The organism is Rufibacter ruber (assembly GCF_014138425.1).
Taxonomy (GTDB): Bacteria; Bacteroidota; Bacteroidia; order Cytophagales; family Hymenobacteraceae; genus Nibribacter; species Nibribacter ruber_C.
Genome location: NZ_JACJIQ010000015.1, coordinates 21,563 through 43,285, shown reverse-complemented (window position 1 = coordinate 43,285; position 21,723 = coordinate 21,563). Strand labels below are relative to the sequence as shown.

At 50.5% G+C, this 21,723-nt stretch carries 15 protein-coding genes; 11 read left to right on the top strand and 4 right to left on the bottom strand.

The features are described 5' to 3' along the window. The first annotated feature begins 6 nt into the window (after positions 1–6). Positions 7–1,095, top strand: a complete 1,089-nt coding sequence (locus tag FHS90_RS16300; RefSeq protein WP_182513839.1) for an SGNH/GDSL hydrolase family protein — start codon at positions 7–9, stop codon at positions 1,093–1,095. Positions 1,096–1,258: 163 nt separating this feature from the next. Here FHS90_RS16300 and FHS90_RS16295 read toward each other — a convergent pair whose 3' ends face one another. Then, positions 1,259–2,851 carry a hypothetical protein gene (locus FHS90_RS16295; protein WP_182513838.1) on the bottom strand — a complete coding sequence of 531 codons (1,593 nt, stop codon included), beginning with the start codon at positions 2,849–2,851 and terminating at the stop codon, positions 1,259–1,261. 142 nt (positions 2,852–2,993) lie between these two features. Between FHS90_RS16295 and FHS90_RS16290 the strand changes: the two genes are divergently transcribed. Continuing rightward, positions 2,994–4,577, top strand: coding sequence for a hypothetical protein (locus FHS90_RS16290; RefSeq protein WP_182513837.1), 1,584 nt, complete (start codon positions 2,994–2,996; stop codon positions 4,575–4,577). Positions 4,578–4,632: 55 nt separating this feature from the next. Here FHS90_RS16290 and FHS90_RS22795 read toward each other — a convergent pair whose 3' ends face one another. Then, positions 4,633–6,033 carry an exonuclease domain-containing protein gene (locus FHS90_RS22795; RefSeq protein ID WP_182513836.1) on the bottom strand — a complete coding sequence of 467 codons (1,401 nt, stop codon included), beginning with the start codon at positions 6,031–6,033 and terminating at the stop codon, positions 4,633–4,635. Between the two features lie 161 nt (positions 6,034–6,194). Continuing rightward, positions 6,195–7,292: an AI-2E family transporter gene (locus FHS90_RS16280; protein ID WP_182513835.1), complete on the bottom strand. Its 1,098-nt coding sequence runs from the start codon at positions 7,290–7,292 to the stop codon at positions 6,195–6,197. A 327-nt stretch (positions 7,293–7,619) separates the two neighbouring features. On the opposite strand from FHS90_RS16280, the gene FHS90_RS16275 reads away from it, so the two are divergent. The 9 genes from FHS90_RS16275 to rplT all read left to right on the top strand — a co-directional run bounded on the left by FHS90_RS16275 (position 7,620) and on the right by rplT (position 20,248). Next, positions 7,620–9,491 (top strand): DNA topoisomerase IV subunit B, encoded by a 1,872-nt coding sequence (locus FHS90_RS16275; protein WP_182513834.1) that lies wholly within the window; start codon positions 7,620–7,622, stop codon positions 9,489–9,491. Next, positions 9,484–12,231 carry a DNA gyrase/topoisomerase IV subunit A gene (locus FHS90_RS16270; RefSeq protein ID WP_182513833.1) on the top strand — a complete coding sequence of 916 codons (2,748 nt, stop codon included), beginning with the start codon at positions 9,484–9,486 and terminating at the stop codon, positions 12,229–12,231. The genes FHS90_RS16275 and FHS90_RS16270 overlap by 8 nt, the downstream gene beginning before the upstream one ends. A gap of 101 nt (positions 12,232–12,332) precedes the next feature. After that, the gene (locus tag FHS90_RS16265; RefSeq protein WP_161947690.1) at positions 12,333–13,085 is read left to right on the top strand and encodes a hypothetical protein; all 753 of its coding nucleotides are present in this window, start codon (positions 12,333–12,335) and stop codon (positions 13,083–13,085) included. 243 nt (positions 13,086–13,328) lie between these two features. Next, the gene (locus tag FHS90_RS16260) at positions 13,329–15,803 is read left to right on the top strand and encodes a DUF5686 family protein (protein WP_182513832.1); all 2,475 of its coding nucleotides are present in this window, start codon (positions 13,329–13,331) and stop codon (positions 15,801–15,803) included. Between the two features lie 167 nt (positions 15,804–15,970). After that, a complete protein-coding gene (locus tag FHS90_RS16255; protein ID WP_182513831.1) occupies positions 15,971–16,972 on the top strand; it encodes a tetratricopeptide repeat protein in 1,002 nt (333 codons plus the stop codon). A 48-nt stretch (positions 16,973–17,020) separates the two neighbouring features. Continuing rightward, positions 17,021–18,958, top strand: coding sequence for a threonine--tRNA ligase (thrS, locus tag FHS90_RS16250; protein WP_066831217.1), 1,938 nt, complete (start codon positions 17,021–17,023; stop codon positions 18,956–18,958). 110 nt (positions 18,959–19,068) lie between these two features. Then, complete coding sequence (gene infC / locus FHS90_RS16245; protein WP_241498926.1) at positions 19,069–19,599, top strand: translation initiation factor IF-3; 531 nt, start codon at positions 19,069–19,071, stop codon at positions 19,597–19,599. 24 nt (positions 19,600–19,623) lie between these two features. Then, positions 19,624–19,818 (top strand): 50S ribosomal protein L35, encoded by a 195-nt coding sequence (gene rpmI / locus FHS90_RS16240; protein WP_066831211.1) that lies wholly within the window; start codon positions 19,624–19,626, stop codon positions 19,816–19,818. Positions 19,819–19,903: 85 nt separating this feature from the next. Next, on the top strand, positions 19,904–20,248 hold the full coding sequence (rplT, locus tag FHS90_RS16235) for a 50S ribosomal protein L20 (RefSeq protein ID WP_066831209.1): 345 nt from the start codon (positions 19,904–19,906) through the stop codon (positions 20,246–20,248). A 685-nt stretch (positions 20,249–20,933) separates the two neighbouring features. Here the strand turns inward: rplT and FHS90_RS16230 are convergent. Then, positions 20,934–21,599, bottom strand: coding sequence for a DUF4159 domain-containing protein (locus tag FHS90_RS16230; RefSeq protein WP_066831339.1), 666 nt, complete (start codon positions 21,597–21,599; stop codon positions 20,934–20,936). Between the last annotated feature and the right edge of the window lie 124 nt (positions 21,600–21,723).

The window sequence follows — 21,723 nt, the reverse complement described above, 5'->3', positions numbered from 1 at the left end:
TACCCTATGAAACCCCGTCTTTCCCTGCTGATTCTTTGCATATTGCTTCCTTTGTTCTCCGCCGCGGCGCAAGACACCTTAAAAACTGCTTTCAAATACAAGGATGCACGGGAGCTCACCCTGCTGGGCAAACCTGCCACGGTGCAGGACAGCGGGTACCACCGTATCAATGAGCCGCAGCGCAAAGACGTGCCCAAGGCCGTGGCGGGGTTGGCCACCAATTCGGCGGGGATAATGGTGCAGTTTCAGACCAACTCCAAGGCAATCAAGCTGAAGTGGGCATTGGCCAAGTTCAACACCCTCTGGAACATGACCCCTGCGGCCATCAACGGGCTGGACTTGTACGGCTGGAACGGCAAAAACTGGCAATATGTGGCCACCGCCCGTCCCACCGCCCTCCAGAACGAAGACCTGGTGGTGAGCAACCTGGACGGACAGCTGCGCCATTACCGGGTGCACCTCCCGCTGTATGCGGCCGCTGAACAGGTGCAGGTAGGGGTGGAGGAGAGCGCCACCCTTGAAAAAGCCTACCAGGATTTTATTCCCCGTAAGAAAGTGGTGATTTACGGCTCCAGCATTACCCAGGGGGCATCTGCCAGCCGGCCCGGTATGGCGTATCCGGCTATTCTCAGCCGCCAGCTCAACCTGGAGACGTTTAATCTGGGTTTCAGCGGAAGCGGCAAAATGGAGCTGCCCCTGGCAGATATTCTAGGTCAAATGGAGGCCGATGTGTACGTGCTGGACTGCGTGCCCAACCCCTCACCGGAGCAGATAAAGGAACGGGCGGTGCCCTTTATCAAACGGCTGCGGGAGCTCAGACCTAACACGCCCATTCTCATGGTGGAAAGCATCTTCAGGGAAAACGCGCACTGGGACCAGGAGAAGAAAGTGACGGTGACCCGTCAGAACCAGGAGTTCAGAAAAGCTTTTGACCAGCTTAAAAAGGAAAAGTTTGCCAACCTGTATTACCTGCCCACCAAAGACTTGATTGGCCATGACCATGAGGCCACCCTGGACGGGAGCCACCTCACTGATGTAGGCTTCACCCGCCTGGCGGATAAAGTAGGGAAACAACTTAAAAAACTGTTGAGGTAGTAGTGAGTGAATGAGTGAGTGAATGAGTGAGTGAGTGAGTGAGTGAGTGAGTGAGTGAGTGAGTGAGTGTTTTCTGTTTTCGGGCTGTTTTGGCTAAAACAGCCCGAAAACAGAAAATTATGCATGGGTAAAATTAGCACTTTCCTTTGTAACCTTCCTTGCCTTACAACCCTTCGCGGTCAAAGGCATGAATGGCTACGTCTTTTGACTTTTTGACTCTGGTTTCTTTGCTTTTTTCTACCTCAATGCCTTGTCTGGTGTCATAGACTCTGGTTTTCCGGCCCCAGCCCCTCACCTCTGATTTGTCTTTCACCTCATCTTCGCCCATGCCGCCGTAGATGTTCACCCTAATGCCTTTGCTGGCTTTGCCGGTCAGTTCAAATTCGTCTTCCTCGCCCAATCCGTAGAGATTAACAGAGCGGGTGTGGTCTTTTTCAAGCAGCCGCTCATAGACTTTGAGCGGTTTCTGTTTTTCATCTTCCGGCACCTGGAACACTTGCACCAGGGTGTTTCCGTTGGGTTGGCGTTCTACTATAAATTTCTCCTGCTGGTCTGTGCCTGCAATGAGTACCTCTGAGGCCAGGCGCCGGTATAGGTGCGCGGCGGCTTTAGGCAGATGTTGCCGGCGTGACTTCAGCTTGGCCAGGATTTTTTTCCCGGAGAGGTCATACACCGCGGCAGGGAGGGCGGCTACCGAGGCTTCTAAAACACTGTCTGTGAGCTGGCGCTGGAGTTCCAGTGCCGCCTGTTGCCATTGCTCAGCGGTGACTTCATTGAGTACGCGGGCATCAATGAACTGGGCATTCTCCAGGTAGCCTTTGACAGAGGAAATATTGGTATGGAAGCTTTTCATTTTACGCAGGGGGGCCCACCGGCGGGAGAGCAGCCACGGGAAAAAGCCGTCATCAAATTTAAAGAAAGCCTGATCCCGGTCTTTGGGCACGGGGGAGTAGGAAGTGACCCGGCCCGTGTCATACACCGCCCACTGCCATTGCCCTTCATGCCGGTCCCAGTCACCTATGAACACATCAAAGAGGCGGGCTTTGGCAAAGGCCTGCTGGTTGGGCAGATGGGAGTGCCGGGTGAACCGGTTTTTCAGGAAATCTTCTGAGTCAACCAGGTCTTTGGCTTTCCCAAAGTAGCGGGTGAGGGCTTCCTTCCCTTCGTTTTTCTCTTCCAGCAGAAACACTTTGTCCTGAAACGCGCTGGCGCTGTCGCCCAACCCTTTGGCGTTCTTCCTGATGTACACAAAGCGGGGGTGGCTGTGGTAGATTCTGGCGCCTGTGGCCAACTGAGACACCACTACCGCCCCATACGGGTGGGCCGCTGAGGTCTGGTCGCGCAGCAGGTTGGTGAGAAAGGTCTTACGGAACCCCTTGGGCAGGATTTCCTGCGGATCTTTGTCAACTGAGCGCAAGGCAAACTGCTTGCCGTTGTCGTCTTCCAGGGTCAGGCTGGTGGTTTGCATGCCGCCGCCAAGTTTTTCGGGCGAAAGCCCGCCGTGCATTCGCTGCAGGTCCAGCACGGGGAGCCTCACCGGCTGGGCCCAGACATCACGGTAGTGTTTGCCCCACCAGAGGTTGTGCCACCAGCTGCGGTCATAGTGTTTCCCGGCCACCACTGTGGCAGAATCCCATTGGGCATTGTTCTCCTGTTCAATGGTGCCCACCAGGGCAGACTCCTGAAAAAAGTTTTTGCGGGCGCATCCTTCTAACAGGAGAATAGTACAGATAAAAAGGAATAGATATCTTCGCATATTTTAATATTCACCTTTTGCCATACAGAAAGCCGAAGCCAAAGGTTTTACTTTCCCGGTGAGCCTGGTTTTGGATTGGGGGTAAGGCACGAAATCAGGAAAAGAAGAACATGAGCCCTTCCTTCTCAGTATAAGTACGGCTATGATGGAGATGAATACGGATTTCAGGAAGATGAGGTGCAACTGTTTATGGCTGTCCCTGCTTTTTCTGCTGCTCACCCCGTCTTTTGGCAGCGCCCAGTCTCCAGACTCCACCGTGACCATGGCCGCCGGAAAGCACTATCTGCGGAGCGGGTTCCACCGGTTCTGGTGGGGGAGCCATTATAGAAAAGTATGGGCACAGCCCGTGCAGGCGCCGCTGCTCTGGGTCAGTACTTTTCAGGGAGGGGTGAAGCCGGTTAAAGAAGGAGGCAGCTTTCAGACCAAAAACCTGCGGCTGGTAGATTCTGTGGGGCATGAATACGTGCTGCGCTCCATTGACAAAGACCCCTCCGGGGCTTTGCCTGAGTTTCTGCAGAAGACCTTTGTAGCGCGGCTTATGCGGGACCAGACCAGTGTGATTCACCCGTACGGGGCGTTTATTGTACCCGCCCTGGCTTCCGCAGCCAATGTTTACCACACCAACCCCAGGTTGGTCGTCATAGCAGATGATGCTGGGTTAGGGCCCTTCCGGAAAGATTTTGCCAACATGCTGGCCCTTCTGGAAGAGCGACCAGACGGCAACTGGGAAAACCTGAACAGCTTTGGGAACCCTTCCCTGATTGTCAGCTCCAGAAAGGCATTTGGGGAACTGTTGAAGCACCCGGAGCACCAGGTAGACGCCCGGCGGTATCTGCGGTCCCGGTTGTTTGACATGTGGCTCAGTGACTGGAGCCGCCGCGAAGACCAGTGGCGCTGGGGAGTGGGCGGGGAGAACGAAACCGTGACGTATGCACCCATACCCCGGGACCGGGACCACGCTTTTTTCAAGTTCAATGACGGGGTATTGACCAAACTGGTCTCGCTGTTCAAGAAAAATTACCAGAGTTTTGACGGCAGCATTGTGGGCAGTAATGTAGCGGGGTTGATAATGGCCTCAAAGCAGATGGACTCTTACCTGCTGGCCTACCTCTCTGAGCAGGAATTCACGCAGGAAGCCCTTGCCTTACAGCAAAAATTGAATGACCAGGTCATTGTGGGGGCGCTGCAAAACTGGCCGCCCCAGATAAAAGAACTCACCCAGGCTGAATTCACCAAAAAGCTGAAAGACCGCAGGCAAGACCTGCCAGAGGCAGCCACCGCCTTTTACAGGCAGCTCAACAGGCACGTAAAACTGGCGGGAACGGCAGAGCGGGACCTGTTCCAGCTGGAGTTCCGCCCAGACGGGAGCTTGACCGTGCAGCACTGGTCACAGCCCAAGGGCGGGGAGCGGCAGTTGTGGCACCAGAAAACGTTTTATCCGGCAGAAACCAGGTCTTTAGCGATCTACGGGCTGGGGGAGGAAGATGAGTTAAAGCTCACCGGAAAAGGTAAAAGCCAGATGAAAATTTCCTGGTACGGCGGCGAAGACACAGACAAGATCTCCCTGGCAGACTCTTTTGATCTCTCTGGCAAAAAAATAAAAGTGCTGGATGAGGAAGACGGGAATGAATACCCTGCCCACAAGCGCATCCACTACAGGGGTTATTCTCCCAAAGCCAATGAATTTACCGTAGAAGGCTGGCTCCTGCGCCACCGTTTGCATTAGAAACTCCGTTTTCGGGCTGTTTTTTCAAAAACAAGCCGAAAACAGAAACCGCCGCTTAAGAAAACACCAGCACCTTGTCATTGTGTTTGGTGCGCAGATAACCCCTGATGATCTGCTGGGTGTCTTTGTTGTCATTGTAGGGCTTGATGGCCCCTTTAAAATCTTCCAGACCGGTGGCCGTGAAGGTTTCATCTACGTACCCAAACCCCAGGTAGCAGCCGTTGTCTACCACCACCACAGACTTCTCCTCCTGGTTTCGGCCGCGGCCGATGATCACAAACGAGTCATGGTCATACTTAAAAGCCTCTACCGCCTCCAGCACCCGCTGATTGTATTCCTCTGGCGACTCCTTGCCTATGCAGGCGCCTTTGCACTGGTGCACCTGGTAGTCAAAACAGGCTCCGTTTGACTTGTACAGGTCGCAGAGTTTCTGGCAGAGGTTGTACTTGGCCACGCGGCTGAACAGGAAGTTCTTGGCCTGGAACTGGTTTGCCATGGTGAGCATGGGAGCCACTTCGGTCTTGGCTTTCTGGTAGGTGAGGCGCAGGTAGCCCTGCTGGTCATAGTAGGAGTAGATGCCGGAGTGGTAGACGCTACGCCGCTGGGCCCGGTTGTAGTAGGGTTTGCGCTTCTTTATCTCATCAGACTCAAAGAGCAGGGCCACCAGTTCACTGCCGGTGCGCTCATAGGTGATGCTGGCTATGCGGTTCTTGAACTCTACAGACTTCTTGCTTTTGTAGTCAATGTTGAAGTGTTGAATGATGCGCTTTCTAATGCTCTTGCTCTTGCCTACGTAGATGACCTCGCCGTGCTCATCATGAAAGTAATACACCCCCGCCTCCAGCGGAAGCGCCTGCACCATCTCCCGTGAGATAGCGGGCGGCAGGAGAGAGGTCTTGATTTCAGAAGAGATAGTAGAGGCTGTATCTGGTTTCTCCTCCTGATGGTCATTCACCTTGTCAGCGTCTATTTTAAGGAGCCGGTCAAACAGGACTGAAGTCGCCTCTGCGTCCCCAATGGCACGGTGGCGCATCTGTAACGGAATGCCCACGCTCTGGCAAAGCTTGCCCAGGCTGTAGGAGGGGAGCCCCGGCATCAGTTTACGGCTAAGCCGAACCGTGCAAAGGGTTTTGCGCTGAAAGGTAAAGCCAAGGTCGGCAAACTCCTTTTTCAGGAAGGAATAGTCAAAGCGCACATTGTGGGCTACAAACACATTGCCTTCTGTGATCTGCACAATCTGCTTGGCCACCTCATGAAACCGGGGGGCGTCTTTCACCATCTCATCTGTAATGCCGGTGAGTTGGGAAATAAAGAAAGGAATGGGCCTGCCGGGGTTGATGAGGCTATGGAACTGGTCTACCACCTGGTTTCCGTCATGAATGAAAACCGCTATCTCTGTGATGCGGTCTTCAGCAGGCTGGCTGCCGGTGGTTTCTATGTCAACTATGGCGTACACGCGCTACATCTAAAGGGTTTGAAGGCGGTACCTCCGCCCATACCTAAACCATTATTTTTAGCATTTCGTTTCATTTGCCTTTTCTGTGCGGCAAGGTTCCCATAACCGCTTTTCCTGTTTTTGGGCTGTTTTTACAAAAACAGCCCAAAAACAGGAAAAGGCTATTTCTTTCTCCGGCGGTTAAACCGTTGCAACAGCTTGTTCCCTTTTTCCTCTGCCTGTATGTCGCCCAGCAGATACCCGAACGGCTTCAACGGTTCAGAGGCATCAAACAGCACCTTGAGAATAGCAATAAGCGGAATGGACAGGATCATGCCCGGGGCACCCCAGACCTCCCCGCCCAGAATCAGGGCCACAATGGCGGCAAACGGGTTTATACTCACGCGGGAACCCACCACAAACGGCGTAATGAAATTGCCTTCCAGAAACTGCACAAAGGCAAATATCCCCACTACAATGAGCATTTGCCCCACAGAACCCGTGCTTACAAACACGAACAAAGCCGGTAAAAGAGCCCCTATCAAAATGCCTATATAAGGTATGATGGTCAGGATGGAGGCCAATACCCCAAAGAAGATGGCGTACTTCACGCCCATGATGAGCAGCCCGGTAGAGTTGAGCACAGACACAATCACAATCACGATCAGCAAACCGGAGAGATATCCCTGCACCACATGCTGAATATTGTCAACGGTGCTCATCAGGCTGCCCCGGCGGTCAACTGAGATAAACTGGAACATGAACTGGCGCAGGTGGTCTCTGTAGTAGAGCATACAGAACACATAGATGGGGATAAGCGTGAGCACGGTCAAGGCCCCGGTGGTGAGGGAGATGGTGCTGCCCAGAAATGCGGTTCCCGTTTGGGTAATGCTGCCCATTGCCTTCTGCAGGAACTCATTCTTGTTGGTGGGCTTAATCCCGAAACGCTCATACAGCATCTGCTGAAACTTGGCGATGAGCAGTGAAATCTTTGCGTTAATCTCCTGCAGTTCCGCTGAAAAACTGGCAATCTTTGAGGAAAGGAACCAAACCAGCAGGCCCAATATGAGAATTACCACCACCAGCGAAATAGTAATGGACAGCGCCCGCGGCATGTGTTTCTCCAGGGCCCGGGCCATGGGCAGCAGCAACAGCGCAAACAGAGCTGAAAAACAGATAGGGATCAGAATGGAGCTGAACGACTGCAAGAAAAAGAGCAGCAGGTAAAGCCCTATCAGGATCACAACATATCTTACATAGTTTGGTAATTTAATTTCCATAGGTAGTGGTGCGTAACGTCTTAAAGGAGCAGGAATTAGAGTAGAAATTGCTAAAAAAATTAGTATGAAAAATGTTTTTTAGGCTTTAAAATCTATTTTAGCTAAAAAAATAAGCACAAAAGGTTGTTCTGAATGAACTGGAAACCGCTATATTTGGTTACATAGTAGCTATGAAACAGACACCTACTCCTCCTTTTCAGGGGTTAAATTCCTGGAAAGCCACCTGTGCGCCGGCTTTCTAAAATCATTGTCACTGATCAGAGCATAGCAAAGTACACGCAAATTTTCATTTATTTTACCGAATTCTACTAAACCCAAACGTTCCCCATGGCAGAACCGAGCAATGTTACTTACAATGAGGATAGCATCCGTTCCCTTGACTGGCGAGAGCACATCCGGCTGAGGCCGGGTATGTATATTGGCAAGCTGGGTGATGGCTCCTCTCCTGATGATGGTATCTACATTCTGGTGAAAGAGGTGATAGACAACTCCATTGATGAGCACATGATGGGGCATGGTCGCACCATAGAAGTTAAAATTTCAGACCACAAAGTAGTAGTACGTGACTACGGCCGCGGTATTCCGTTAGGCAAGGTGATTGACTGCGTAAGCAAGATCAACACCGGCGGTAAGTATGACAGCCGCGCCTTCCAGAAATCAGTGGGTCTGAACGGGGTGGGTACGAAAGCGGTCAACGCTTTGTCAACCCACTTCAGAATCCAGTCTGTGCGTGACGGGCAGACCAAAGTGGCCGAGTTTATGCGCGGTGAACTGGTGAATGATGAGCCGCTTCAGGAGACCAACCAGCGCAACGGTACCACCACCACCTTTGTGCCAGATGACACCATTTTCAAGAACTACCACTTTATTCCGGAGTTCCTGGAGAACCAGATCTGGAACTACGTGTACCTCAATGCAGGCCTCACCATCCACTTTAACGGGCAGAAGTACTACTCAGAGAATGGCCTGAAAGACCTCCTGAGCCGCAAGATTGATGAAGAGAGTATGCGGTACCCCATCATTCACCTGAAGGGGGATGATATAGAGTTTGCCCTGACCCACGGGAATGACTATGGCGAGGAATATTATTCCTTTGTGAACGGCCAGTACACCACCCAGGGCGGGACCCACTTAGCGGCTTTCCGCGAGGCGGTGGTAAAAACAGTGCGCGAGTTTTACAAAAAGGACTATGACGCTACTGATATCAGGGGTTCCATTGTAGGCGCGGTTGCCATACGGGTGCAGGAGCCGGTGTTTGAAAGCCAGACCAAAACCAAGCTGGGTTCCATCAATGTAGCCCATGACGGGCCAACGGTCCGCAACTTCGTGAACGATTTCGTGAAGGAGCACCTGGACAATTACCTGCACAAAAATCCGGCGGTAGCCGAAGCCTTGAAGAAAAGGATTGAGCAGAGCGAGCGCGAGCGCAAAGACATGGCGGGTATTAAGAAACTGGCCAACCAGCGCGCCAAGAAGGCGAACCTGCACAACAAGAAACTGCGTGACTGCCGCTTCCACTTTGGGGAAAGCAAAGACCAGGAGAAAGAAGGCTTGACCACCCTGTTCATTACCGAGGGGGACTCGGCCTCTGGGTCTATCACCAAATCCAGAAATGTGGAGTTAGAGGCGGTGTTCAGCCTGCGTGGAAAGCCTTTGAACTGTTTTGGCCTCAAGAAAAAGATTGTGTACGAGAACGAGGAGTTTAACCTGCTGCAACACGCCCTTAACATTGAAGAAGGGCTGGAAGGCTTGCGTTATAACCGCGTAGTGATCGCCACCGATGCCGACGTGGACGGCATGCACATCAGGCTGCTCATGATGACCTTCTTCCTGCAGTTTTTCCCTGACCTGGTGAAGAACGGGCACCTGTACATTCTGGAAACGCCTTTGTTCCGCGTGCGGAATAAGAAGGAAACCATTTACTGCTATGATGAGCAGGAGAAGCAGAACGCCATGCGCAAGCTGGGCAAGAACCCGGAGATCACCCGTTTCAAAGGTTTGGGCGAGATCTCTCCGGAGGAGTTCGGGAAGTTCATTGGCGATAACATCAGGCTGGAGCCGGTAATTTTGGGTAAGACCGAACAGAACCTGCAGAAGATCCTGTCTTACTACATGGGCAAGAACACACCGGAGCGCCAGCAGTTTATTATTGAGAATTTGAAGATTGAAAAAGATATAGTAGAGGAGGTATATGCTTAACGAAGAATTGGAAAACGAGAACAACCTGGAACTGGAAGGGCAATTGGAAGGGGAAGAGACTATCCATGACATTGCCTCGGTTTCTGGTCTGTACGAGAACTGGTTTCTGGACTATGCCTCTTATGTGATTCTGGAGCGGGCCGTGCCTGCCCTGGAAGACGGTTTCAAGCCGGTTCAGCGCCGCATCATGCACGCCATGAAGGAAATGGACGATGGCCGTTTCAACAAAGTGGCGAACATCATTGGCCAGACCATGCAGTACCACCCGCACGGCGATGCCTCTATTGGGGACGCCATTGTCAACCTGGGGCAAAAAGACCTGCTCATTGACACCCAAGGGAACTGGGGCGATGTACGCACCGGCGACAGTGCCGCGGCGGCCCGTTACATTGAGGCCCGTTTGACTAAATTCGCCCTGGATGTGGTGTTCAACCCGCAGACCACCGAGTGGCAGCTGAGCTATGACGGCCGCAAAAATGAGCCGGTGACCCTGCCCGTTAAATTCCCGCTCTTGCTCGCGCAAGGGGTGGAGGGGATTGCCGTAGGTCTGTCTACCAAGATCATGCCCCACAACTTCAGGGAGCTGATCAAAGGTTCTATTGACGTGCTTAAAGGCCGGAAGACGCAGCTGTTACCAGATTTCCCTACGGGAGGTTTAGGTGATTTCACTAATTACAACGGAGGCTCAAAAGGCAGCAAAATACGTCTGCGCGCTACCATTGAAAAGGTTGACAAATCGCTCCTGATCATTAGAGACGTGCCGTACGGTACCACTACCACGGCGCTCATGGACTCTATTGTGAAGGCCAGTGAGAACAACAAGATCAAGATCAAAAAGGTGGTAGACAACACCGCGGCCAACGTGGAGATACAGGTGCATATTCCGCCCGGGATTTCTCCTGACCTGACCATTGACGCCTTGTACGCCTTCACAGATTGTGAGATTTCCATTTCGCCCAACACCTGCGTGATCATTGAAGATAAGCCCCGCTTTATGACCGTAGATGATTTGCTGCAAATGTCAACGGTGAAGACAGTGCGGTTGCTGGAGCGCGAGCTGGAGATTAAGATGGGGGAGCTGGAAGACCGGTGGCACCAGTCCTCGCTGGAGAAAATCTTTATTGAGAACCGGATCTACCGCGACATTGAAGAATGCGAAACCTGGGAGGCCGTTCTGGAAGCCATTGACAAAGGCCTGGATCCATATAAACCGCTGCTTCGGCGCGAGGTGACGCAAGACGATATCATTCGCCTCACAGAGATTAAAATCAAGCGTATCTCTAAGTTTGATGCTTTCAAGGCAGATGAGTACATCAAGAAGCTGGAAGCCGAAATGGCCGAGGTGCTGGATAACCTGGCTAACCTGACCCGTTACGCCATCAGCTACTTTGAAGGGCTGCTGGCCAAGTACGGTAAAGGCAAAGAACGCAAAACCCAGATCAGAACCTTTGATGTGGTGTCTGCCCAGAAAGTGGCCGTGGCCAACCAGAAGCTTTATGTGAACCGCAAAGACGGCTTTGTGGGCTATGGCCTCAAAAAAGACGAATTTGTATGCGATTGCTCTGACATGGATGACATCATTGCCATCAGGAAAGACGGCAAGTTCATGGTGTCCCGCATCAGTGACAAGATCTTCATGGGCAAAGACATTATTCACGTGGGCGTCTACAACAAGAACGACGAGCACATGGTGTACAACATGATCTATGTAGACGGGAAGACGGGTATCTCCTTTGCCAAGCGTTTTGCCGTGACCTCCATTACCCGTGACAAGGAGTATGATCTCACCAAAGGGGAGAAGAACTCTAAAGTGGTATATCTCACGGCCAACCCTAACTCTGAGTCAGAGTTGGTGAGCATTACGCTGCAACCCGCCAGCACCGCCCGGGTGAAGCAGTTTGACTTTGATTTTGCCGAACTGCTCATCAAAGGTAAAGGCTCACAGGGGAATATTGTAACCAAGCACCCCATCAAGAAAGTTGTGCAGAAAGCGCTGGGCGAATCTACCCGCGGCGGTCGTGAAATCTATTATGACGAGGTGATTGGCCGTCTGAACACAGAGAGCAGGGGCCGCTATCTGGGCTCTTTCAACACAGATGATACTATATTGGTGATCTACAAAGATGGTTCGTATGAATTGACTTCCTTTGAACTGTCAAACCACTATGATGTGCAGAATATTGAAGCCATTCATAAGTATTCACCAGAACTGGTGGTATCTGCTGTCTATACAGAAGGGGAGACCAAGGTCACTTACGTGAAGCGCTTTGTAGTGGAGACGAGCACCGTTGGGAAACGTTTTATGTTTATCAGCGAAACCAAAGGTTCTAAATTGTTGGCAGCCACGGTGCATCCAGCACCTAAAGCGGAGATCAAATTTCAGCGGGACAAGAAATCTGATAAAGAAACAGAAGTTCTGCTGCTGAGTGATTTCATTGATGTGAAGGGATGGCGCGCCATGGGTAACAAACTGAATTACTACAAGATATTTGGCGTAACGGTGCAGAAACTTGAGCAAACAGAGGTTTTATCAGTCAAAAATAGCACTAAAACAATAAAACCTTTAAAGATAGAGCCACCTGTTATTGATCAACTGGCACCGTCTTTTTCCAGTGGAGATGAAATCAAATTAGATATTCAACCTACACAACCTAAAGCAGTTGCAACCGTAGAAACTGAACAAAACGGGGATCTACCAACGCCTGCCAAGGCCGGAAAAAAACAGTTGAACCTTTTCTAGGAAAAGCAAACTGCAATTCGTAGATTACCCTTACGTTGTAATTAAACAATAATAAGAAGGGGAGCATGCGAAGCACTACTAAGGTTATTTTATTGCTAGCCTTGCTCATTAGTTTACCGAACCTGCCCATCCTGGCGGGTGGGTTAGGTTCGGATAAACTATTATGGGAGGCGAATCAGTTATTCAGAGATTACAAAGACTCAGAGGCCCTGGAAAAATATGAACAGGTCCTTGCCAATGACCCTTTACAGATGGAGGCACTGTGCAAGGCCAGCCTTGTGAGCGGCCGTATTGGCAACCGCTTTTCTGATGACACTTCTAAAGGCATATATTTTAAGAAAGCGTTTGCATTTGCTGAGCGTGCTGTAGCCGCTGAACCTGCTAAGGCAGAACCTAACTATGTTATGGCACTTGCCCTCAGCTATCTGTGCCATACCGCCTCTCTAAAGGTCCGTATGGAACAGATGGTGCAAGTTAAATACCATTTAGATGCGGCCCTTGCCTCAGACCCTGAACATGCGGCTTCCTGGCATTTGCTTGGCCGCCTGAAATATAAGCTAGCCAACCTTTCCTTTGCAGAACGTACCGCCAGCAAGTTGTTCAACATCTCACAGTTGCCAGTAGAGACCAATGAACAAGCCATTGAAGCCATTAAAAAGTCAATTGAACTAGCCCCGTCTAATCTGCTATATTACTATGACTTAGCCCGGGTGCAGCGGGAAGTGAACCAGAAGACAGAATGCGTGACTACTTTGCAAAAAGCCCTGGATCAAAAACTCATCACCACAGAAGACCTGGAACTGAACAGGAAATGTAAAGTACTGCTTCAAGAAGTAATGAACGTACGTTCTTAGATCTTCAGCACAGGTCAATAAAACAGCAAAGGTGCCTACAGGGCACCTTTGCTGTTTTATTGAATTATCATTCCAACGTAGGGGTTTTTGCTTTCCATCTGTCTACTGAAAAGGAAATTACTATTCAAGGGAAGGTTTGCACTACTTACTTCTAATGAATTTGCTGATATTCATCAAATTATAGAAGTGCGTCACATGGAAAAGTTTTCCTAATTCCTATATTCGTGTTTCAAAACAAGCCTAGTGAAAAAAATTTTGCTTTTTGTCCTGCTGGTACAAGGCATACAGGCCGTTATGGCCCAAAATGCCCCCATTACCGGCAAGGTCATTGACGTTGATACCAAACAGCCTTTAGATTACGTGACAGTGCACCTTTCAGGGGCTAAAGTTCCCGTTTTCACAGATGAGGCTGGGCGGTATGAGTTGCGCAATTATTCCCTCACTGACTCTGTTATCTTTACTTTGCTTGGGTATACGCCTGTCTCCAGATCCATCAAGGCTCTCCAGAAAAACGGTTTGATTAGTTTAGACCGGCAGAGTTACGCCATTCAGGAAATAGTGATCAGGCCCCAGGAAAATCCTGCTTACCGTATTGTACGCGCCGCAGCCCGGAACAAACACCTGCACCTCCCAGAGAACCAGCCAGCCGCTCAGTTCAGAACCTATACCCTTATGAAGGGAAGTATTCTGGAGAGGGAGGCAAAAGATAAGAAAAAGGGCTTCTCCAAACGGTATGCCCCCTATTTAGACAGTGTTTCTGTGAGTGACACCCCCCAACGCATGGCGTCTCTCCCTGTGTTTCAGTCTGAGACCATAAAAGAGACCTTTTATACCAATGCTCCCCGTAAATCAAAAGAAGTGTTATTGGCCAGTAACGTAGTGGGGGTGGGTATTGAGAAAGAGAACCAGATCTCCCAGTTATTGAATGCGCAGGCAGAGCATTTCTCGCTCAACCAGAACCACATGCGCATGTTTGACAAGGAGTTTGTCAGCCCTATTGCCAACGGCTGGGCAAACTATTATGACTATGACCTCATGGATAGCGTGGAGACGGAGAATGGAAAAGTCTTCCGTCTCAAAATTATCCCCAAGCGTCCGCAAGATCTGACGTTTGAAGGGTATATGTGGATTGCTGACGGCTCTTTTTCGCTACGCCGCATAGAGCTCAAAATGAACAAAGACGTACGGCTTAACTTTGTAAGCGACCTGCAGATTGTGCAGGCCTGGGATGCCAAGAACCCCACCATGCTGCCGTTGTCCAGTAAACGTAAATTCCAGATTTCTGGCTTACCGGGCACAGACGTACGCATTTACGTGGAGACCATCACCAATTACTCAGATCTGCAGCTGAACAACCCTAAACCCACTGATTTTTACTCCAGTACCCATCAGATTGCAGACTCTGCCATGAAATACAAAGAGTCTTTCTGGCAGGAAGTGAGACCGCAGGCCTTTTCTGTGGCTGAAATAAAGCGGGCAGAGCAGATCAGGCAGATAAACAGATTGCCAGAAATCCAGAGCACCGTTAAGTTAATCAGAGTCATTGTAGAGGGCCACATGCCTATTGGCGAAAAGTTTGAATGGGGACCGGTGTTTGGGGCGTACGTGTTCAATAACGTGGAGGGAAGCCGGTTCCAGTTTGGGGGCCGGACCACTGAAGAGTTTCACCCGAACTGGATTCTCAATGGTTACGCCGCTTATGGAACCCGTGACAAGTCAATCAAAAGCCTCTTGAACGTGCGGTACGTGGCGGAGCGGGAAAGATGGACAGAGTGGGGTATGAGCTACCTCAATGATGTAGGGCCAGCTGCTATGGACCTGAACAACACCCAGGTAAACAGCCTTTTCTTTTCGGCCTTCAGGTGGGGTAAGTTAAATTTCCCCTATGAGCAGGAGCGGGCTCAGGTATGGGCAGAGCGGGAGTGGTTTCAGAATTTCAGGCAGCGCCTTACGCTTAGCCATATCAACTACCGCCCAGTTTTTGAAGTAGCCCCGGCGGGGGATGAAGGGGTAGACCCAAAATTTGCCGGCTTCAGAAGCACAGACATTACCCTTAACCTTACCTATTCACCTGATCTGAAAATGCTGATCAGGCACCACCAGAAATTCCCTATCTCAAATTCAAACTCCCCGGTTATAGGGCTGGAGGTTTCTGCCGGGGTAAACGGTGTTTTGAATTCTGACCTGAACTACCAGCAAGTGACTCTGTCTGTAGACCAGCGGGTACGGGCCGGGGTGCTGGGGTATGGGCGTTATTATTTCAGGGCAGGCAAAACGTTTAACCGCGTGCCGCTGCCAATGCTGCAGGTGCCCACAGGCAATGAGACCCCATTTTTCATTCTGCACGGGTACAACCTGATGCCTTTTTTCGCTTTCGCCACAGATCAATACGTGTCTCTGCGGTATGACCACCATTTTGAGGGAGCCTTTTCCCTTACCAACCGCTTGCCCTTGCTCAAAAAAACCAGAATGCGCCTGGTGGCAGGCGGTGCCGTCTTATACGGCAGCCTGAGTGATAAAAACAAATCGGCTGGGGTAGTCAACGAGCTGGAGCAGGGAGAATTCAGAGGCCTAGGCAAAGACCCGTACGCTGAGGTGAACATTGGCCTGAAGAATATCTTCCAGTTGATCAGGGTAGACGTAATACACCGGTTTACCTACCGTAACTTAGACGCTCCGCTGTGGGGGGTGAAACTGGCAATAGCGGTCAATCCATAACTGCGTTTTGGGGCTGTTTTGAGAAAAACAGCCCCAAAACGTAAAAAAAGCCCTTAATCCTGTATCTTCGCCCGAACGTCTTTGGTAGATTCACTCGCGGCATGCGTTATCCTGTAAAGCTGGTTCTTTTCTCCTTCCTCGGCCTGGCCTCTTGTTCCCAAGAGACTATGCAGGAACGTATGTTTCTGCTTTCCAAGGTAGACAGCAGCTTAAAAACTCAGATTCAGGAAATATCCAGGGCTCTGGAGAAAGGCAACGAGGAGCCGGAGTGGTTCCTGAAAAGGGCCAGGCTATATCTGGCCGGTGGCAACCAGCAGGCAGCTTTTCAGGACCTGTCTACTGCCACGGCCTTGAACCCTTCCCTGGGAGAGGCTTATTTTCTGCAGGCAAAGATACAGGTGGCCCGCAAAGAATATCAGGAGGCCATGAAAAGCATGATGCAGGCCAAGGCCTTCAACTATTACACTCCAGAATCAGAAGCTGTACTGGCGCAGACCTACGTGGGGCTCGCGCTTTATGAAAAAGCGTTAACCCCAAGCGCCCGGGCGGTCAGGCTCAGACCGGGGGAGCCTACGTATTATGTATTGCTCGCACGCGCGCAGGCGGGAACTGGTGACACCACCAGGGCGTTGTATAATTTAAAACGGGCACTGCAGCGGGATTCTACCAACCTGGCGGCGTTCAGAGAGCTCAGCTCTATTTATACCGCCCAGAGCAGGTTTGAAGAAGCGTACCCCATGGTACAGGCTGGTGTAAAGCAGGAGCCCCAGGATGGTTTCTGGTGGCGCAGGTTAGGTCAGGTTTTGTTAAACCAACGGCTCACTGACACGGCCATGGCCACCTTTGCCAAAGCCATTGACCTGGAACCTAAAGACGCAGAGGCGTATGCCGGTATAGCCGAGGGCTGGTATAAGAAACGGCAGTATAGCCTGGCTTTAGAGAACCTCCTGAAGGCGCAGGAACTGGGCTTGAAACTCAATGACAACACCCGTTGGCTACTGGCCACCTGTTTTGAATGGACAGGGCAACGCGAACTAGCCCGGCAGCACTATCATTTACTGGTGAGAAAGCACCCGGAGAACCCCCGGTATGCCGCTGCTTTGCAGCGGATCACCCGCCCCATAAGAAGAACATTCATTGATACTATAGCGGCGAAATCTGTTTTTTAGCTATTTTGCGAAAAACAAGCCGAAAACGAGAAGTTATACACTTGCCATATGATTAAGATCACCTTACCCGACGGATCCATCAGGGAGTACCAGGAGGGCGTAAGCGGCATTGAAATTGCCGCATCCATTAGTGAGGGGCTGGCACGCAACGTGCTGGCAGTAAAAGTAAATGGATCAGTGTGGGACCTGACGCGCCCCATTACCCAAGACGCCTCTGTACAGCTGCTCACCTGGAATGATGATGAAGGAAAAGCTACCTACTGGCACTCCTCGGCCCACTTGATGGCAGAGGCGCTGGAGGCGCTGTACCCCGGTGTTAAGCTGGGTATTGGCCCTGCCATAGACAACGGCTTCTATTATGACATTGACCTGGGAGATGACCGCACCCTTTCACAGGAGGATTTCCCTGCCATTGAGCAGAAAATGCTGGAGTTGGCCCGTCAGAAAAGTGAGTTCGTGCGCAAACCTATCAGTAAAGATGAGGCCATTGCTTATTTCACTGAGAAAAACGATCCTTATAAGCTAGACCTCCTGGAAGGGCTGGAAGACGGTTCCATAACCTTTTATACCCAAGGTAACTTCACTGACCTTTGCCGCGGCCCCCATATTCCGAACACCGGGTTTATCAAGGCAGCCAAATTAATGAACGTGGCCGGAGCCTATTGGCGCGGTGATGAGAAAAGTAAGCAGCTGACACGGGTGTATGCCATCACGTTTCCTAAGCAGAAGGAACTCACTGAGTATCTGGAGCGTCTGGAGGAGGCAAAACGCCGTGACCACCGTAAGTTGGGCAAAGAACTGGAGCTGTTCGCCTTCTCAGAGAAAGTAGGCATGGGGTTACCGCTGTGGCTGCCCAAGGGAACCATGCTGCGTGAGCGTTTAGAGCAGTTCATGCGCCGGGCCCAACAGAAGGCAGGATACCAGCCGGTGGTAACTCCGCACATAGGCAGCAAAGAGCTGTATGTGACCTCTGGTCACTATGAGAAATATGGGGCAGACTCGTTCCAGCCCATCAAGACGCCAAATGAAAATGAGGAGTTCTTGCTGAAGCCCATGAACTGTCCGCACCACTGCGAAATCTATAAGACCCGCCCGCGCTCCTACAAAGAGCTTCCGGTGCGGCTGGCCGAGTTTGGGACGGTGTACCGGTACGAGCAGAGCGGCGAGCTGCATGGCTTGACCAGGGTGCGGGGTTTTACCCAGGATGACGCCCACATTTTCTGCCGCCCAGACCAGGTGAAAGAGGAGTTCAAGAAAGTAATTGACCTGGTGTTCTATGTCTTCAGGGCGCTGGGCTTTGAAGATTATACGGCCCAGATCTCCTTGCGGGACCCTGAGAACAAAACCAAATACATTGGATCAGATGATGTATGGGAGAAAGCCGAGCGCGCCATCATTGAAGCCGCCGAAGAGAAAGGCCTGCGCACCGTAACCGAGTTGGGCGAGGCTGCGTTCTATGGACCTAAGCTGGATTTCATGGTGAAAGATGCCCTGGGCCGCAAATGGCAGTTGGGTACCATTCAGGTGGACTACAATTTGCCGGAGCGTTTCCAGTTGGAGTATATTGGCTCAGACAATGAAAAGCACCGTCCGGTCATGATTCACCGCGCACCTTTTGGTTCCCTGGAACGCTTTGTGGCGGTTTTGATTGAGCATTGCGGGGGGCACTTCCCGCTGTGGCTGAGCCCAGAGCAGGTAGCCATTCTGCCTATCTCTGAGAAATACCATGACTACGCCCAAAAAGTGTTAGACCAGCTGGCCGAGCAGGATATAAGAGGCCATGTAGACACCCGTGACGAGAAGATTGGCCGTAAAATCAGGGATGCCGAAGTTGGAAAAGTGCCGTACATGCTCATTGTAGGGGAGAAGGAGCAGGAGAATGAGATTGTCTCCGTGCGTAAGCACGGCCTGGGTGACATGGGCAATATGCGGGTAGATGCCTTTGTAGATAACTTCAAAGCGGTGCTGGCAGACTTGTTAGGATAAAAATTATAGAGAATTACTTTTATTTTACGGGGTTTTATGCGATATTCGCACCCTGATTGTGAAACCTTAATTAAGGAGGTACAACTATTTCTACGAATAATAGACGCTACGTGCCACGTGGCAAGGTTGAAGAAGCGCACAGAATCAACCAGCGCATTACCGGTTTAAGAGAAGTGAGGGTAGTGGGCGAGAACGTGGAGCCTGGTATTTACAGTATTGAAGAGGCGCGCCGTTTGGCGCAGGAGCAAAACCTGGACCTGGTGGAAATTTCCCCTAAGGCTGATCCTCCGGTTTGCCGTATTATTGACTACTCCAAGTTTAAATACGAGCAGAAGAAGAAACAGCGGGAGATGAAGGCCAAAACCAGCAAAGTGGTGATGAAAGAGATCCGCTTTGGGCCGAACACAGATGACCATGACTTTGAATTCAAACTGAAGCACGCCCGCCAGTTCCTGGCAGAGGGTGCCAAGGTAAAAGCCTACGTACATTTTGTGGGCCGTACCATTGTCTTCAAAGAACGCGGTGAGATGCTGTTACTCAAATTTGCCCAGGCCTTGGAAGAAGTAGCCAAAGTAGAACAGTTGCCTAAGCTGGAAGGGAAACGGATGTTCCTGTTCCTGGGCCCGAAAGTGAAGAAATAACCAGTACACTTTATATACACCCAAATGCCAAAAATGAAAAGCAAATCAGGGGCTAAGAAGCGATTCACCCTGACAGGAACTGGCAAAGTAAAGCGTAAACACGCCTTCAAAAGCCACATCCTAACCAAGAAGACCACCAAGCAGAAGAGAAATCTTACGCACACCGGACTGGTAAGCGAAGCTGACCACGCCAATGTGTTGAGAATGCTTGCGTCTTAACCCATTCAATTTTTAACAAATTGTTTCATCGGGAACTGGTACCTAAGTATTAAACCGAAATCACCAGCCCCAAAAAAAAGTAGAAATGCCTAGATCGGTAAACACCGTGGCGGCCCGCCACAAGAGAAAGAGAATCATGAAATTGGCCAAAGGGTACTTTGGTCGTAGAAAAAACGTTTGGACCGTAGCTAAAAACGCGGTAGAAAAAGGCTTACTGTACGCGTACCGCGACAGAAAAGTGAAGAAGAGAGACTTCCGTGCGCTTTGGATCCAACGTATCAACGCTGCTGCCCGTATAAACGGCCTTTCTTACTCCCAGTTGATGGGCGGTCTGAAAAAAGCAAACATCAACCTGAACCGTAAAGTTTTGGCTGATTTAGCAATGAACCATCCTGAAGCGTTCACCGGAATTGTTGAGAAAGTGAAATAGACTTTCCTGACTATACATATGAAAGCCCAGCATTTTTTGCTGGGCTTTTTTTATGTGGTTTCACCAGCATGAGCATGCAAGTAGAGAGTCCCCGTTCAGGAATCTGATACTTTTTCAGCTCTATCCATGTTTAACGTGAGCGATACTACCTGCCCCAACTTTCGGTTTTAGACATAATTTCTGTTTTGAGGCTGTTTTCCAGAAAACAGCCTCAAAACAGAAACACTTTTATCTAAAGGCATAAGCGTATACTGGTGGCAGAGACATTAAGACCTCTCCTAACGGCTCCAAAGGAACAAGGAAAGAATTCTCATTTTGACCTGCCCAAAAGCTGAAGAAGGAACCAACCGGCAACGCTGTTTATGAGCCATTTTTCTGAAATCAGGTGTAAAACAGAAGGAGAGGTCTACTGCGTCAACAATGAAATAGCTTTAAAGAAAATCCACCTGGTAGATTTAAAGGTACGGTTTCTGGCGAGGCGCGTTTATGCAGGCGTTTTTAGCCTGTTTTCTGAAAAACAGCCCGAAAACAGAAACACGCTTCGCCTTAGGACATAAACACAGGTTTTCGCCTGAGAGGCAGAAGAAGACTCTTACACTTTTAACCTCCCTAGTGATGGATGGGGTTTATGAGTAGTTGGCTTAAACCTAAAGAAGCTGGAAATGAATTCTGGACATGTTTTAAGCTAAAAGCTAGTCAACGCATACGATATCAGATTGGCGCCCATGCGTAGAGCCGCCTGGTGCTTTTCTATGGGATCATTATGCACAGATTGGTCTTCCCAGCCGTTTCCCAGATCACTCTCATAGGAGTAGAAGCACACGAGTCGCCCCTGGTAGATGATCCCGAAGCCTTGCGGGGGCTTGTTGTCATGCTCATGTATTTTAGGCAGGCCACGGGGAAAATCAAATTTCTGGTGGTACACCGGATGGTTGAAGGGAAGCTCAATGAAATCAAGATCGGGGAAAATCTTTTTCATTTCCCGCCGGGCAAATTTATCCAGGCCGTAGTTGTCATCAATGTGCAGAAAGCCTCCGCTGGTGAGGTACTTGCGCAGGTTCTGAACCTCTGCTTCTGTGAATACCACGTTCCCGTGGCCCGTCATGTGCACAAAAGGGTAGTCAAAGATCTCAGGGCTGCCGGGCTCTACACTTTCTTCCTGTGGCTTGATATTGGCCTTCAATTCTCGGTTGCAGAAAGTAATGAGGTTGGGCAAAGCGGTTTTATTGGCATACCAATCGCCGCCGCCGCCATACTTAAGACGGGCTATGGCAAAGCTGGACCGTTGCGCCCACCCGGTACTGCAGCCCAGAAGTAAAAGTAGCGAAAGAAGTATAAGCTGTTTGTGCATTGTATTCAGTAAAAAAACTAGGGACCCTATTCCCATTTTTAATTTACAGGCTGAAAGTTTGGTATATAACTGCCCTCATCCAATCACCACCTATGCAGCGCTGTCACCAGGCCCAAAAACACCT